Source organism: Kitasatospora sp. NPDC001159 (genome assembly GCF_053598235.1).
The window spans coordinates 1-14262 of sequence record NZ_JBSFJV010000055.1 but is presented as its reverse complement, the minus strand read 5'-3'; the positions used below and the strand labels follow the sequence as shown (position 1 = coordinate 14262).

The following is a 14262-nucleotide window of genomic DNA, read 5'->3' as shown; positions in this document are numbered from 1 at the left end:
CACGTTCGTTCCTGAGGAGTTGTTCCGCTCATGCGTCGAGCCATCGTCACCAGTGCCGCCACCGCCGCCGGGGTGGTGCTGCTGCTCTCCCTCAAACCGCACCAGGCGACCGGGCCCGCACCGGTGATCAGCTCGGGGGCGGGTTCGTCCGGATCCGACTCCGGGTCCGCCTCCGCATCCGGTTCCGCATCCGGTTCCGGTTCCGGTTCCGGTTCCACCGGTACGTCTTCGGCCGCCCCCGCGCCGGCCCCCTCCGGTGGTGCCACCCGGAAGGTCAGCGGTGACACCGTGAACACCCGGTACGGCCCGGTGCAGGTTCAGGTCACGCTCGCCGGCAGCAGGATCACCGCCGTCGACGTGGTCAAGTACCCCAACGAGGAACGCCGGGACCGGGAGATCAACAGCAGCGCCCTGCCCGTGCTCAACCAGGAGACGATCTCCGCACAGAGCGCCCAGATCGACGTGGTCAGCGGCGCGACCTACACCAGCGACGGCTACGTCCGCTCGCTGCAGAGCGCGCTCGACCGGGCGAAGAGCTGAGGCCCGTTGCTGCGCCACGCCGAGCCCGTGATGGGCACCGTCTTCTCGATCGTCGTCCGCGACCCCGGCCCGGACACACCCGAGGTGCTGCGGCGGATCGTCGAGCGGCTGCACCGGATCGACGCGGTGTTCTCGACGTACCGGCCGCAGAGCGACATCAGCCGGCTCGGGCGCGGTGAACTGGACCTGGACGACTGCGATCCGGAGGTCCGTCCGGTGCTCGCGGCCTGCCGTGAGGTGGCGGCCCAGACGGACGGCTACTTCACCGAACGGCCCGGCGGGCGGCTCGACCCCAGCGGCTGGGTCAAGGGGTGGGCGGTCGAGGAGGCGGCCGCGCTGCTGCGCACCTCCGGCGCCCGGCAGTACTGCGTCAGCGGCGGCGGGGACGTGCAGACCTCCGGCGGACCGTGGCGGATCGGCGTCGCCGCCCCCCGGCAGCCGGGCCGGCTCGCCGCCGTGCTGAGCGGCAGCGACCTCGCGGTGGCCACCTCCGGCAATGCCGAACGCGGCGCCCACATCCTCGACCCGCACACCGGCCGCCCGGCGGACGGCCTCGCCTCGCTCACCCTGGTCGGCGCCCCGGGCACCGGCATCGCCCGTACCGACGCCTGGGCCACCGCGGCCTTCGCCATGGGCCCCGAGCGCGCGCTGGCGTGGGCCGCCCGGCGGCCGGGCGTCGAGGCGCTGGCCGTGCTGCCGGACGGGACGAAGCGCTGGACGCCCGGCCTGCCCGGGCACCTCCCGCCGTCCGGTCCGGCGGACTGGCAGCTCGCGGCACGTTGACATCGCCGTTCAACGACCGTTGAGGCCCTTCACACTCGCTCCTGCTGCGCCGCCCGCCAGGCCTCCCGCGCCACCAGCGGCGCCAGGTAGGACCAGCGCCGCGAACCGTCCGGACAGACCCCGCCCTCGACCAGCTCCGACAGCGCCCGGCGGGTGAACGGCACCCACACCGCCGTATCGTGCTCGAAAGTGCTGTGGCAGGCCTCGCGGCGCCGGTCGACCTCGACGGCGTCGAGCCGCGCCCGGACGGTGGCGACCAGCGTGTAGCAGGAGGCCGGCTCGCTCCAGCCCAGCCAGCCGATCACCGGCGGCCCGACGTCCTCCGGCAGCAGGCCCAACTCCTCCTCCAGCGCCCGGTTGGCGCGGGTGCGGCGGGGCATCATCGAGGAGAGCCTGCTGACGTGCGAGTTCGACACGGATCGAGGGAGCCATGGTGCAGCCGGCGACCCACCGGTGCCGCTGGTGGCGGCACGTCCTCCTGACCGGTCAGCGCCGGATCCGCCGGAACACCGCCACCAGGATCAGGGCGGTGAGCCCCAACAGGATGCCGGCCTCGACGAGTTGGATCGGCACCAGGTGATCGGCGGGGTGGTACTTGAGCCAGGAGGCGGTGGCCTCGTCGCACCGGTGCGTGAAGACGCACGCGTCGCCGTCGACGCGGCTGCCGTCGGCCATGACGACGCCGCGGTCGATCAGCCAGGCGTTGGTGGGCTGCGCGGCGCCCAGTCCGGTCGCCGCGTCCCTCAGCCCGGTCACCTCGTCCACCACGGGGTAGAAGGAGGGCCGGCCCCAGCGGATCAGGCCGTGGACGCCCGCGACCAGCGCGGCGGTGAGGAACATCGCGGGCAGCGTGCGGCGCACCAACTGGCCGATGAGCACACCCAGGGCCAGCGCGAACAGCGACCAGGCGACCGGCGCGATCCCGAGGGCCGGGTAGGTGAAGAACTGGAACGGCGGGTCGAAGGCGATCCGCCCGTGCACGATGTCCACCCACCACACCCAGCTCATCAGCGCGGCCAGCACACCGGAGAGGGCCAGCACGGCGGCACCGGGCACCGCGAGGCGGGCTGCCAACCAGCGCACCGGGCTGACGGACTGCGCGCGGATCAGCCGGATGGTGCCGCGCTCGTACTCCTGGGCCAGCAGCGGCGCGCCGATGAAGACGCCGATCAGCAGCGGGACGGCGGTGACGACGGGCTGGAGGACCTGGACGTACCAGAAGGTCGGCCGGTCGATCGGCGCGAGGAGGGCCCAGCACTGGGCACTGGACCAGGTCTCGGGGCTGTAGCAGCCGGTCCGCCGCAGCACGCCGACGGTGTGCTGGCTGCTGATGTGGATCCAGAGCAGGTTGGCCGCCGTCAGGACCAGCAGTGCAGCCAAGGTCCAGAGCAGCAAGCGGTTCTGACGAAACGACAGCCAGATCAGGCCGCGCAGCGCAGGGGCGGTGGGGCGGCGGCTCCCGGCTGCGGGGGCGGCGGATCGGTCGTCGGTCAGGACGTCCGTGCTCATGCGGCGACCCCCTCGTTGCGGTGCTCGTCGTTGCGGTCCTTGTTGCCGCGGCCCTTGTTGTCGCAGCCCTTGTCGCGGCGCTCGTCGTCGCGGGTGGCGTCCCGACCCAGGTCGGCCGGCGCGCGGAGGTAGCCGAGCAACAAGTCCTCCAGGCTGGGGCGTTCGCTCTCCCACGGGCCGTCCAGCGGTTCCCCGGTGCGCACCAGTGCGGTGGCCCGGCGCCCGCCGACCCGCTGCTCGACCACCAGCTCGGCCGGGAGGCCGGCCGCCTCGGCGGGGCCGGTGAGCAGCTGGTGCCCGTCCAGGATGTCGTCCAGGTCGCCGGCCAGTCGGATCCGCCCGCGCTCGACGAACAGCAGGTGGTCGATGACGCCGTCCAGCTCGGGGAGGATGTGCGAGGACACCACGATGGTGGTGCCGCGCTCGGCGGCGACCGACATCAGGGTGCCCATCAGCTGGTGCCGGGCGAGCGGGTCGAGGTCGGCCATCGGCTCGTCGAGCAGCAGCAGGTCGGGCAGCTTGCCGATTGCGAGTGCCAGGGAGACCCGGGTGCGCTGGCCGCCGGAGAGCGAGCGGATCCGCGCGCCGGGTTTCAACTCGCCCTGATCGACGATGCGTTGGGCCGTCTCCTCGTCCCAGACCGGGTTGAGCTCACGGCCCATCCGCAGGGTGTCGGCGACGGTCAGGCCCGGGTAGAGCGGCTTGTCCTGCGCCACGTAGGCGACCCGGGCACGCAGCCCGGGCGCCGCGGCGGGCTCCCCGAGAACCCGCACCTCGCCCTCGGTGGAGTCGAGTTGGCTGGCAGCGAGGGAGAGCAGGGTGCTCTTGCCCGCGCCGTTGGAACCCACCACGCCGCAGATCCGGCCCGCCGGGACGGTGAAGTCGCAGCCGCGCAGGGCCCAGCCGCCCCGGTACCGCCTGCCGAGGCCGACGGCCTCAAGCGCAGGCGTCATGGTCGTCGGGTCGTCGTCCACCCGGTTCCCCCAGAGTTTCTCAGTTCGGTGTTGCCGGGGAGACCCCGGTGTCAAAGCGCTGCTCCAGTACGGAGGCCATCAGCGCGGCGATGTCCTCGCGCTCCAGCCCGGCATCCCGGGCCCGGTCCACCCACCCGACCAGGTCCGCCCGCAGCGGCCCGTCGGCCGCCGCCTCCGGCCGGGCGAGCGAGCGCCGGACGAAGGTGCCGAGCCCCGGGCGGGGCTCGACCAGCCCCTCGCGTTCGAGTTCGCGGTAGGCCTTCAGCACGGTGTTGGGGTTGATCGCGGTCAGCTCGACCACCTCCCGGGCGGTCGGCAGCTTGTCCCCGGGCTGGAGCAGTCCGAGCCGCAGGGCCTGCTTGGTCTGCTGCACGATCTGCTGGTAGGTGGAGACGCCGCTGCGCCGCTCGATGCGGTACTCGATCACACCCGTTGCAGCCTTTCACTAGTTCAATAGTGGAATGGTGGCCCACTGCGGCGCACGGGTCAAGCCGGACCCGGGAGCGGTCAGGGGCGTTTCAGCAGGAGCAGGCCGTCCTGGTCGACCAGCCGCCGGTAGCCGAGGTCCTGGTAGGCCACCAGCATCCGGGCGGTGTCGGCGGCGGCGCACGGCGACTGGACGCTCGGGTCCTCCAGGTCGGCCACCACCCACTCGGGCGTCGGCACGGCCGGCACCTGGCACACCAGGGTGACCTCAGCCCGGCCGGTGAGCTGGGCCGCCAGTCGGTTGGAGGCGGCCACGGTGGCGCCGTCGGGTATCAGGCGCAGCACCGCCCGGGTCTCGGTGAGCCGGGGCGAGGTGCTCCAGGCCTCGGGCATCACCACCTCGTGCAGCGGATAGAGCGGCAGCGTCACCGCCGCCACCAGCACCGTGACACCGAGCCCGCGCCGGACGCGGCGGGCGTCGCAGCGGCGCAGCGCGTCGACCAGGGCGGCGAACACCATCGGCATCAGCACCGCGCTGTAGTGGTAACTCACGCCCCAGTGGTGCGGGTTGGTCGAGAACAGCCGCCAGGCCAGGGTGGGCACGCAGAGCAGGATCAGCGGCGAGCGCAGGCAGAGGAAGCCGCCGGTGGCGGCGAGCAGGAACAGCAGCAGCCACTTGAGCGGCGGCCACCCGAGCCGCAGGGACACCGTCCAGAGCGAGGGCTTCCCGCCGCCGTCCAGCTGCTGCCAGTAGTCGAAGGTCCCGCCCGGGTTGAACGACGGCAGCACCAGCAGCAGGGTGAGCGCGGCCGCGAGGACGCCGACGACGGCGAGGGCGAGCCCGAACAGCGCACCGCCCCGGCGCCGCCGGGCCTGCCAGGCGATCAGCAGGCCGACGGCGGCCACCGTCAGCCCCAGGTCCTCCTTGACCAGCACCAGCGGCAGCGACCAGAGCGCGGCGGCCAGCGGTCGGCGCCGTCCCAACGCGGTGGCGGCGAAGGCGAGCAACGGGACGGCGAACGCGATCTCGTGGAAGTCGTCGGCCGCCGCCCGGACGATCCCCCAGGAGACCCCGGTGGCGCAGCCGATCACCAGCGCCACCCGCGGCCCGGCCACCTCGTGCGCCCAGCGGGTGAGCGGGACGACGGCCAGCGCCATCAGCAGCGCCTGGGCGACCACGAGGGTGAGCGCGCTCGGGAAGACCCGGTAGACCGGGGCGAGCACGGCGATCAGCGGGTGGAAGTGGTCCCCCAGCAGGTGGTAGCCGGGCCCCTTGAGCGGCACGATCGGCGCCTGCCCGTGCGCGTACGCCCGCACCGCCTGCTCGAAGATGCCCAGGTCATAGGCCTTGGTGAGGCCGCGCCGGTGCCGGTTGACGGCGACGCAGGCGTACAGCGCGGCGAACCCCGCCGCCAGGCCCCAGGCCAGCACGGCGGGCCGGCGCCGGAGGGGCACCGCGCGCGGCAGCGGGCGGGACGGACGGAGTGGGGAGAGGGCCAGAGACATCAGCAAAGTACCCTTTCACTATTCGATTAGTGGAAGGGTGGTGCAACTCCGAGCCGCCGTCAAACCCGGTCCGCCGACGCCGACCGGGCCTTCGCCATGCCCCCCTGATCCGGTAACTCCCGTGAGGTACGGCGTGGTTGCCCGCGTCGAGTGATGCACGCGGGCAACCACGCCGCAGGGCGTTCAAGGGGGCTGACGGGCCTTACGGCAGGGTCACCCCGACCGTCGCAGCCCAGATGTTGTCGTTCGAGGCCGTGGGCGCGACGGCGCTGCCCCAGGCCAGCACCAGCCGGGTGGGCGTCATCGCGGAGAACCCGAAGGTGTCACCGGGCCACACCGTGCTGGTCCCGAAGTTCTGCGAGACCTGGACCGGGGCGGACAGCCACCCCTTCGTCGTCGAGAAGGTCCGCAGGTACTGGGCGTAGCCGCGCGGGTCGCTGCTCGACAGCCAGCCGACGTACGCGATCCCGGGCGGTCCGGCGACGACCTGCATGACGTGCGGGGCGTTCAGGGTGTCCGCGGGCACCTGTACCGGGGTGGACCAGGTCGCCCCGTGGTCCTGCGAGTACGACAGCCATCCGGTGTCGATGGTGGCGCCCTGGGTGTCCCAGGTCGCGTACAGCGTCCCGTCCGGGCCGAGCGCCTCGGCACCGTCGATCCACCACTCACCGTTGTTCATCGTCCCGGCGTCGGCGCCGATCCGCACCGGCTGCGACCAGGTCGCGCCGCCGTCGGTGGAGCGGGTCGCGTACGTGTAGGCGACGGTCAGGTTGTCGGTGGGGACGTTGGTCACGACGTAGCCCTGGTAGAGCACGTCGATCGAACCGTTCGGCTCGACCACGACGGGCGCGCTGTCGGCGCCGCTGTTCGGGTACCCGGGGCTGATGTGCGACATCGGGCTCCAGGTCCGGCCGCCGTCGGTGGACTTCTGCATCACCGCGTTGACGTCACCGGTGGCGAAGGCGCAACTGCCGCTCGGGGCGCAGATGAACGTCACCGCCGCCGCGCTCGGCCCGTAGTCCCAGGTCAGGTACAGCGTCCCGTCCGGACCCGCGGTGATGAAGTCCCGGTCGCCCCAGTTGTTGGCGTCCGGGGGGGACGACCTCGCTGACGGTCTTGAAGCTGGCGCCGTGGTCGGTGCTGACGTCGACGACGGGGTAGGTCAGGCCGGAGCGGGAGACCATGAAGGCCACGTAGACCGTGCCGTCCGGCGCGACGGTGATCGCCGGGTCCCAGCTGCGGCCGCCCTTCTGTCCGACGCTGCCCGGCAGCATGACCGCCGTGCCGAAGGTAGACCCGCCGTCCAGCGAGCCCGCGAATCCGATGCCCTTGCAGCCGATCCAGGTGTCGTAGACGGCGTTCACGGCCGGGTCGACGGCCTGGATGGTCTCGGCGTTCTGCCCCGTGCACGAGGCCGAGATGTTCACCGGGGTGCTGATCGCGTAGGACGCGGTCGGCCCGGCGGCGTGGTTCTGGTGCTCCGCCGGCTGGACGGGCTGGGCGGAGCTGCGGGTGTCGACCGGCGCTGCCTGCGCCGGTCCCACCGCGAGGGCGAGGGCGGTGACCCCGGCGCAGAGGCCGGCTATCAGGGATCTGAGCGTGGCGCGACGTGGACGTGCGTGCACGGCTGATCTCCTCCGGATGGAAGCGGGTTGAGGGTGGCGGGGCCGTCAGCACCGCCGTTGCCTCCGGCCCCCGGACGGGATTCCCACAACTGCCGCTTCCGAAGCCCCCGCCCCAAGACCTGCCGTCCGCCTCACCGTCCGGACGGAGGGGCTCCATCCGACGTCTCGGGCCGTCAGCGCGGGGCGATCTGACTGGTGATGGTCGGGTCGGTGATGGCGCTGTCGCGGGCCAGCAGCAGCGCCTTGCTGAGGATGACCGCCAGCATGTGGTCGCCCTCGAAGGGCAGTTTCGGCTGTCCGTCGGCCGGACCGTCGGAGCCGGGCACGACGCACAGATAGGTGTCGTTCGGCGACATCAGGATGTTGCCCGAGCCCAGGTGGATCCGGTACGTTCGCAGCTCGCCGCGGACCTCCAGGAAGCGGCCGTCCACCGTGCAGCGGTCCCCCACCGCGAGCCGGGGCAGCAGCCGGGCCAGCAACTCGCCGCGCTCACGGGCGCTCTGCGACAGCTCGCCGAAGCTGTACGACTGCCAGTAGTCGCGGTACCGGCCCTCCGGCCCGCCGTCCGACCAGGTCGGGTCGTTGCCGACGCTGGTCACGCCCACGAACAGGTCGACGTCGCGCAGCACCTCGCTCAGCACCAGCGGCGGCACCTCGGTGAGCGGCATCGGCTCGACGAGTTGGAGCCCGGGCCGCCTGACCGGACCGTACTGGCCGCTGCCCGCGTGGGTGAGGCTCTCCGGCGCGTCGATCGGGTAGAAGCGCACCTGGTCGGTGCCCAGATGGGCGAAGTTCGCCCCCCAGTCCGCATCCATTCCGTGCACCCGGAACTCGGCGCGCAGCCCCCACTCGGGCAGCAGCCGCTTCGGGGCGGCGAAGGAGTTGTCCACGGCGAGCTGCAGGTGACTGTGCCAGCCCCGGGCGGTGGCCAGGGCGTGGAACCGGTGCTGGCGCAGGACGTGCGCGGCGAAGCGGTTGGAGTACACCCGGGTGTGCTCCTCGGCGGCGGTGAGCAGGTACACCTCCCGATGCGCCTGCTTGAACGGCTGGACGACTCCATGGCGTTCCAGCACGGCGCGCCAGGCGAGCACGCTCTCGGGCGGGCAGGCGACCGGGTGCCACAGCTCGACCGAGGCGTCCACGGCGGGCGCGAGTTCGTCGCCGGTCGCGGTGCGCAGGGCGCCGTCCAGCCAGGCGCAGGCCGTGCCGTCCACGGTCCAGATCAGCCGGCGGGCCAGCGTGCCGACCAGCGGGTGGTCCAGCAGACGCTGCCGCCAGGGACCGTACCGCCAGCTGCGCCGCGCCAGGAACTGCCGGTCCAGCCGCTCGGACTGGGCGTTCAGCATCTTCTCCAGGTCCTTGACCGAGGCCTTGAACTCCTTGAGCTGATCGGCGTGTTCACGGCGCACCGCGGCGGGCGGGGTCTTCACCGCCCGGCCGGCCTCGTTGCACCAGGTCTGGCGGGCCCGGGAGCCCTCCACCACCAGCTCCACCCGGGCCTCGCCGAACCGCTCGACGCGCCCGCCGACCTCGGTCAACCCGTAGGAGGGGACGGCGAGTTCCTCGATCTCGATGCGGCTGAGACCGAGTGCGGCGGCCCGGTCCCGGAGCGCCTTGTCCAGCTCCTTGACGGTGCCCTTGTACGTCACCCGGGTGGTGAGGACGGCCAGTTGGGCGAGACCGTCCTCGCCGTCCAGACGGGCGAGGCAGTGCACGGCGGCGTTGGCGATCTTGGGCGCCTGGGGGCCGATGCCGGGTACCTTACGCAGCGCGCACTCGACCAGCCGGCCCAGCACCCGGGCGCTGTCGGGATGGGCCGGGGTCAGGGGCAGCAGCAGGGCGATCCCGCGCAGCGCGTCCAGGTTGTGCGGGTCGAGCTGATTGGCTCCCTCGCCGCTCGCGTCCGCGACCAGGTCGAGGTTGCGCGGGCGGCCGACCAGCGAGAGCCATGCGGTGATCCGCTCGCGGGCCCGCTCGGGGCCGATCGCGTCGATCAGCGCCCGCCCGGTCCGTTCCCAACGAGGGGTCGGCTTCGGGGACTTGATCCGGAGGGCGTGCTCGACCAGGGCCGCCCACGGCCCGCCGGTCTCCCCCGCCGGATCGAGCTCGTCGACGTCGGCCACGACCCGGTCGGCCCAGGCCTCGCCGGGGCTGAGCAGCGGCTCGGTCAGCGCGGCCGCGAGGTCGGTGACCACGCTGTGATGGGGCCGGATCGACAGGGCCGTCCGGCGGACGGCGGCGACCACCGCGCCGTCGACCGGTCGGCCCGCGGCGAGCTCGTCACTGATCAGTCGCTCGGCCTCGTGCAGTTCGGCGAGGTGCCACTGGCGGCCCAGCAGGTGCAGCCAGTCCTCGCGGAGCTCGCGGGCCGGCCCCTGCGGAAAGCCCCGGGAGACCGTCGCGGCCAGCCTGATCAGCGCGCTGCGCTTCTCCCGCACCTGGTCGGTCTCCGCGGGCCGCCAGGCCATCAGCATCGCCTGCACCAGGTCCGCCACCAGGGCGGCCCGGGTGTTGCGGTGCAGCTCCAGCAGCCGCTCGCGGGCGGACGCCACGCGCTCGGCGGACCAGTCGCCCCCGACGGCGGTGTCGACCTCCGTCAGCGCCCTGCCGATCGCGTCCACGTGCCCGGTGTCGAGCGCGTCGAGCAGCCGCCCGACGGCGGGGTCGAGAAGATCAGTCGTTGTCACTCAGCCACCTACCAGCGGAACAAGTTTCAGGAAGCACACCTCGGTGTCGGTGCGCAGGTCCAACTCGGCTTCCAGCTCCTCGACCTGACGGTCGCCGACGAGTACCAGGAACCCGTTGCGGCCGAACGCCTCGACCGCGCTCAGGAACTGGCGCTCGGGGTCGATCGCGTGGTCCGGCGCCCGCAGCCGGAACCCGTTCAGGGTCCGCTCGGCCTCGGTCGGCTGCACCAGACCGTGGAACACCTCGGAGCGGCCGGCGTTGTGCTCGGCCACCTCCTGGAGCACTCGGCGGCGGATCAGCTCGCGCAGCGTCAACCGCTCCTCGTCGACGGGCAGCCGCCAGGCGTCCCGCCGCAGCCCCGATGTCGTCTCATCGACGAAGGTCACTGTCGCCATGGAGCAGACCCTAGCCAGCGGCACCGACAGCCGGTCCGGCGGGACGGGTCCGGCGGCTGGCCGCCCCGTGCGGGGCTGTTCCCCACCCCGGCGAAACACCGTAGCGTGGCCGCATGAACACGCACGCGGACTCCCGGTACGACGCCGTGATCGTCGGCGGCGGGCACAACGGCCTGGTCGCCGCCGCCTACCTGGCCCGGGCCGGGCAGCGGGTGCTGGTCCTCGAACGGCTGCCCCGCGTCGGCGGAGCCGCGGTCTCCACCCAGGCCTTCCCCGGCGTGAACGCCCGTCTGTCGCGCTACTCCTACCTGGTCAGCCTGCTGCCGCGACAGGTGGTGCGGGACCTCGGGCTGCGGCTGGAGCTGCGGCGGCGCCGGATCGCCTCGTACACCCCTACCGTCCGGGACGGGAAGCCCACCGGCCTGCTGGTGGACGCCGCCGACCCCGGCCGCACCCGGGAGTCGTTCCGGGCACTGACCGGCGCCGACCGTGAGTGGCAGGCCTGGCAGCACTTCTACCGGATGACCGCGCAGGTCGCCGAGCGGGTGTTCCCGACGCTCACCGAACCGCTGCCCACCCGCGCCGAGCTGCGCCGCCGGGTCGGGGACGAGGCCGCCTGGACGAACCTGTTCGAGCGGCCGCTCGGCGAGACGATCGAACGCGACTTCACCGATGACCTGGTACGCGGCGTGGTCCTGACGGATGCGCTGATCGGCACCTTCACCCACGCCCACGACCCCTCGCTGCGGCAGAACCGCTGCTTCCTCTACCACGTGATCGGCAACGGGACGGGTGACTGGGACGTCCCGGTCGGTGGGATGGGCGCGGTGACGAACGCGCTGGCCGAGGCGGCGCTGGCGGCCGGCGCGGAGATCCGGACCGGCTGCGAGGTCACCGCCGTCGCCGCTGACGGCCGCGGCGACGCCGAAGTGTCGTACCGGCACCGCGACGGCGAGGCCACGGCAGCTGCACGCCGGGTCCTGGTGAACGCCGCGCCGGCCGCCCTGGCCCGGCTGCTGGGCGAGGACCCGGGGCCCGCGCCGGAGGGCGCCCAGCTGAAGGTCAACATGGTGCTGCGCCGCCTGCCGCGTCTGCGGGACACCGCCGCCGACCCGCGCGAGGCCTTCGCGGGCACCTTCCACATCGCCGAGGGCTACCGCCAGTTGGAGACCGCGTACACCGAGGCACTGGCCGACCGGATGCCCTCGGCGCCGCCGTCCGAGATCTACTGCCACACCCTGACCGACCCGTCGATCCTGGGCCCGGAGGCCGTCCGACAGGGGCTCCAGACGCTGACCCTGTTCGGCCTGCACATGCCCGCCCGGTTGTTCCGCGACCCGGCGGCCAAGGAACGCGCCCTGGCCGCCTGCCTGGCGCAGCTGGACGCGGTGCTGGCCGAGCCGATCGCCGACTGCCTGGCCACGGACTCCGACGGCCGGCCCTGCGTCGAGGCCAGGACACCGCCGGAGCTGGAGCGGGAGATCGGCCTACCGGGCGGCCACATCTTCCACCGCGACCTGTCCTTCCCGTTCGCCGCCGAGTCCGGCCCGTTCCGCACCGAGGACGCCGGCAGCGCCGCCGCCCGCTGGGGCGTGGCCACGGCCCACCCGAACGTCCTGCTGTGCGGCGCGGGCGCCGTCCGGGGCGGCGGGGTCAGCGGCATCCCTGGGCACAACGCGGCGCGGGCCGTCCTGGAGGACCCGGCCCGCTGACAGGACCGCCAGACGGTCACCCGCGGTCACCCACGGCGATCGACCGGTGGCCGGCCGGCCCGTGCAGGGGCCCGGCCACCGCAAGCCTGGCAGGTCACTCCCAGTAGCGGTTTACTGAGAGTGAGCAGGGCAGGAGGGAGGCCCTCCGATGGATTGTCCACACCCACCCGGGTTCCACACCGAGGTCCGTGAACGCTACATCGCCGCCGCGGCGGAGGTGACCCGCCTGCTGCGGGCCGTCCCCGAGGACCGCTGGACGGCACCCACGCCCTGCCGCGACTGGGACGTCCGCGCCCTGATGAACCACGTGGCCGCGCAACACCTCTGGGTCTGCCAGGCGGTGGCCGGCTACACCTTCGAGTCGATCGGCCGCCGCTTCGCGGGTGACGTCCTGGGGCGCAACCCCGTCGGTGTGTGGGCGATGGCCGCCGACACCGCGGTGCGTGCCCTCCACCGGCCCGGCGCCCCCGACCGCCTGGTGCACCTGCCGTCCGGGCTGCGCGATGTCGGCGGGTACGCCCGCGAGCTGACCGCCGAGACCGTCGTCCACGGCTGGGACCTCGCCCGGGCGCTCGGCGAAAGCAGCCGGATGCCGCCGGGCGCCGCCCGGTACGCACTCTCCGAGTTCGAGGGCTACCGCAACCTGGCCGACACTGGCCTGTTCGACCCCCCGCTCGTGACCGCCCCGGGCGCCGACGCCCAGGACCGGCTGCTGGCCCTCACCGGCCGCGACCCGTACTGGTCCGCCGAACGCATCTGAGGTCGAACGCATGTGAGGTCGAACGGCCGACCGTCCCCGCACGCCGGGCATGACCCGGGCGCGGGGACGGGGACGGAACCGGCGGGCCGTCAGGCGCGGGCCAGCTGCCAGCCGCCGAGGCCGTCGCAGGCGCCGGCGTTGTAGCTGGTGGAGCGGAAGCCGGGCGGGACCGGCGAGCCCGGGCAGGTCCACACGCCCGCGCGGGCGGTGTTGTGACGCCAGGAACCGGCGCCGTCGCAGCCCACGGTGGTGTGGCCGGTGATCACGTAGCCGGCCACCACCGGGGAGCCCGAGCACGTCCAGATCCCGTCGTGCGGGAGGCTGTGCTGCCAGCTGCCGATGCCGCCGCAACCGGCCCGGAAGTGGTTGCTGATGACGTACCCGGGCACGACCGGCGAGCCGGAACAGGTCCATATGCCGTCATGGACGAGGTTGTGGCGCCACGAGCCGATGCCCCCGCAGCCGGAGGTCATGTGGTCGGTGATCACGTAACCGGCGACCACCGGGGAGCCCGAGCAGGTCCAGATCCCGTCCTTCGCCGGCTGCTGGTACCAGGAGCCCCAGCCGCCGCAACCCTTGCTGTCGTGGTCCGTGATGACGTACCCGGCCGCGACCGGCTGCCCGGAGCACGCCCACTTGCCCGAGAAGCCCCACGCGGGCTTGGCCTCCGCCACGGACATGCCGGAGACCGTACCGCCCAGGACGACGGCCGCGACCAGCGCGAACGCCGCCGCGGCGGCCCCGATCCCCCGGCCGGTGACCACGGCCGTCGCGCGCTTTGCGCGCCTCCACAGTTGGCGAGCGATCATGTTCCACCTACTCCAGTCGAGTTGGAGATCAACAAGACTCCCGCCGCCGGGGTGTCCGGCGACGGGAGCGGGAGTCACCCTACGCGGAGACCAGGTGAGAATTTGGTGGAAATTCCATGAATACCGGGACGAGGGGTCACCTTGTCCGAAATTCGCCGTGACGGCCAGTCAGCCGGTGGCGGGCAGCCGGCTCCCGATCAGATCGGCGAGGCCCGCCACTCCTCGGCGGATCTGCCCCGATGTCACGACACCAACTACAAGCTGCAGTTGGCGCGCCGCTGCCGGAGCGTCGTGGAAGTTGAGCGCGCGCACCTGACGGTCAGCGCCGCGGCGTGCGGTGCGGGTGGCGGGCGTCCAGATCGGGAACGCCCCGCCAGGCGTGCAGCGCTTCCACCCTCGGCGCCGCCAGCCCCGTGCCCCTCGGCCCCGGTCGTCCGGCCGGCAGCCGGCCCGGCTAGGGTGCACGCCGGGGGGCCGGGGACGGACTGAGAACACGGGTGTGGCGTGCGGATACTCCTGCTGGGACCGTTGGAAC

Annotated in this window: 14 protein-coding genes; 4 read left to right on the top strand and 10 right to left on the bottom strand. The window is 73.2% G+C overall.

Annotated features, from left to right (window positions below; all coding sequences use genetic code 11):
* The first annotated feature begins 30 nt into the window (after window positions 1–30).
* Window positions 31–540 carry an FMN-binding protein gene (locus ACWC9T_RS25430; RefSeq protein WP_449823349.1) on the top strand — a complete coding sequence of 170 codons (510 nt, stop codon included), beginning with the start codon at window positions 31–33 and terminating at the stop codon, window positions 538–540.
* 6 nt (window positions 541–546) lie between these two features.
* A complete protein-coding gene (locus ACWC9T_RS25425) occupies window positions 547–1323 on the top strand; it encodes an FAD:protein FMN transferase (protein ID WP_449823348.1) in 777 nt (258 codons plus the stop codon).
* A 29-nt stretch (window positions 1324–1352) separates the two neighbouring features.
* Here ACWC9T_RS25425 and ACWC9T_RS25420 read toward each other — a convergent pair whose 3' ends face one another.
* The 9 genes from ACWC9T_RS25420 to ACWC9T_RS25380 form a co-directional block, all read right to left on the bottom strand.
* Complete coding sequence (locus tag ACWC9T_RS25420; RefSeq protein WP_449823347.1) at window positions 1353–1739, bottom strand: hypothetical protein; 387 nt, start codon at window positions 1737–1739, stop codon at window positions 1353–1355.
* A 70-nt stretch (window positions 1740–1809) separates the two neighbouring features.
* The gene (locus ACWC9T_RS25415) at window positions 1810–2832 is read right to left on the bottom strand and encodes an ABC transporter permease (protein WP_449823346.1); all 1023 of its coding nucleotides are present in this window, start codon (window positions 2830–2832) and stop codon (window positions 1810–1812) included.
* Window positions 2829–3785, bottom strand: coding sequence for an ATP-binding cassette domain-containing protein (locus ACWC9T_RS25410; protein ID WP_449823345.1), 957 nt, complete (start codon window positions 3783–3785; stop codon window positions 2829–2831). The genes ACWC9T_RS25415 and ACWC9T_RS25410 overlap by 4 nt, the downstream gene beginning before the upstream one ends.
* 40 nt (window positions 3786–3825) lie before the next feature.
* The gene (locus ACWC9T_RS25405; protein ID WP_449823344.1) at window positions 3826–4233 is read right to left on the bottom strand and encodes a GntR family transcriptional regulator; all 408 of its coding nucleotides are present in this window, start codon (window positions 4231–4233) and stop codon (window positions 3826–3828) included.
* An 80-nt stretch (window positions 4234–4313) separates the two neighbouring features.
* Complete coding sequence (locus ACWC9T_RS25400) at window positions 4314–5738, bottom strand: DUF2079 domain-containing protein (RefSeq protein ID WP_449823343.1); 1425 nt, start codon at window positions 5736–5738, stop codon at window positions 4314–4316.
* A 202-nt stretch (window positions 5739–5940) separates the two neighbouring features.
* Window positions 5941–6735 (bottom strand): hypothetical protein, encoded by a 795-nt coding sequence (locus ACWC9T_RS25395; protein WP_449823342.1) that lies wholly within the window; start codon window positions 6733–6735, stop codon window positions 5941–5943.
* Window positions 6686–7363 carry a hypothetical protein gene (locus ACWC9T_RS25390; protein ID WP_449823341.1) on the bottom strand — a complete coding sequence of 226 codons (678 nt, stop codon included), beginning with the start codon at window positions 7361–7363 and terminating at the stop codon, window positions 6686–6688. The genes ACWC9T_RS25395 and ACWC9T_RS25390 overlap by 50 nt, the downstream gene beginning before the upstream one ends.
* 173 nt (window positions 7364–7536) lie before the next feature.
* On the bottom strand, window positions 7537–10050 hold the full coding sequence (locus ACWC9T_RS25385; RefSeq protein WP_449823340.1) for a DUF4132 domain-containing protein: 2514 nt from the start codon (window positions 10048–10050) through the stop codon (window positions 7537–7539).
* Window positions 10051–10446 carry a hypothetical protein gene (locus ACWC9T_RS25380; RefSeq protein WP_449823339.1) on the bottom strand — a complete coding sequence of 132 codons (396 nt, stop codon included), beginning with the start codon at window positions 10444–10446 and terminating at the stop codon, window positions 10051–10053.
* 113 nt (window positions 10447–10559) lie between these two features.
* Between ACWC9T_RS25380 and ACWC9T_RS25375 the strand changes: the two genes are divergently transcribed.
* Window positions 10560–12158: a phytoene desaturase family protein gene (locus ACWC9T_RS25375; RefSeq protein WP_449823338.1), complete on the top strand. Its 1599-nt coding sequence runs from the start codon at window positions 10560–10562 to the stop codon at window positions 12156–12158.
* 148 nt (window positions 12159–12306) lie between these two features.
* On the top strand, window positions 12307–12918 hold the full coding sequence (locus ACWC9T_RS25370; RefSeq protein WP_449823337.1) for a TIGR03086 family metal-binding protein: 612 nt from the start codon (window positions 12307–12309) through the stop codon (window positions 12916–12918).
* 89 nt (window positions 12919–13007) lie between these two features.
* Here the strand turns inward: ACWC9T_RS25370 and ACWC9T_RS25365 are convergent, their stop codons facing one another.
* Window positions 13008–13727 carry a hypothetical protein gene (locus ACWC9T_RS25365; RefSeq protein ID WP_449823336.1) on the bottom strand — a complete coding sequence of 240 codons (720 nt, stop codon included), beginning with the start codon at window positions 13725–13727 and terminating at the stop codon, window positions 13008–13010.
* Window positions 13728–14262 lie beyond the last annotated feature (535 nt).

What these genes read in the sequence shown, in the direction of transcription:
- ACWC9T_RS25375 (WP_449823338.1), top strand. Translation starts at nt 10,560, where the DNA reads ATGAACACGCACGCGGACTCCCGGTACGACGCCGTGATCGTCGGCGGC.
- ACWC9T_RS25430 (WP_449823349.1), top strand. Translation starts at nt 31, where the DNA reads ATGCGTCGAGCCATCGTCACCAGTGCCGCCACCGCCGCCGGGGTGGTG.
- ACWC9T_RS25365 (WP_449823336.1), bottom strand. Translation starts at nt 13,727, where the DNA reads ATGATCGCTCGCCAACTGTGGAGGCGCGCAAAGCGCGCGACGGCCGTG.
- ACWC9T_RS25415 (WP_449823346.1), bottom strand. Translation starts at nt 2,832, where the DNA reads ATGAGCACGGACGTCCTGACCGACGACCGATCCGCCGCCCCCGCAGCC.
- ACWC9T_RS25400 (WP_449823343.1), bottom strand. Translation starts at nt 5,738, where the DNA reads ATGTCTCTGGCCCTCTCCCCACTCCGTCCGTCCCGCCCGCTGCCGCGC.
- ACWC9T_RS25370 (WP_449823337.1), top strand. Translation starts at nt 12,307, where the DNA reads ATGGATTGTCCACACCCACCCGGGTTCCACACCGAGGTCCGTGAACGC.
- ACWC9T_RS25410 (WP_449823345.1), bottom strand. Translation starts at nt 3,785, where the DNA reads ATGACGCCTGCGCTTGAGGCCGTCGGCCTCGGCAGGCGGTACCGGGGC.
- ACWC9T_RS25380 (WP_449823339.1), bottom strand. Translation starts at nt 10,446, where the DNA reads ATGGCGACAGTGACCTTCGTCGATGAGACGACATCGGGGCTGCGGCGG.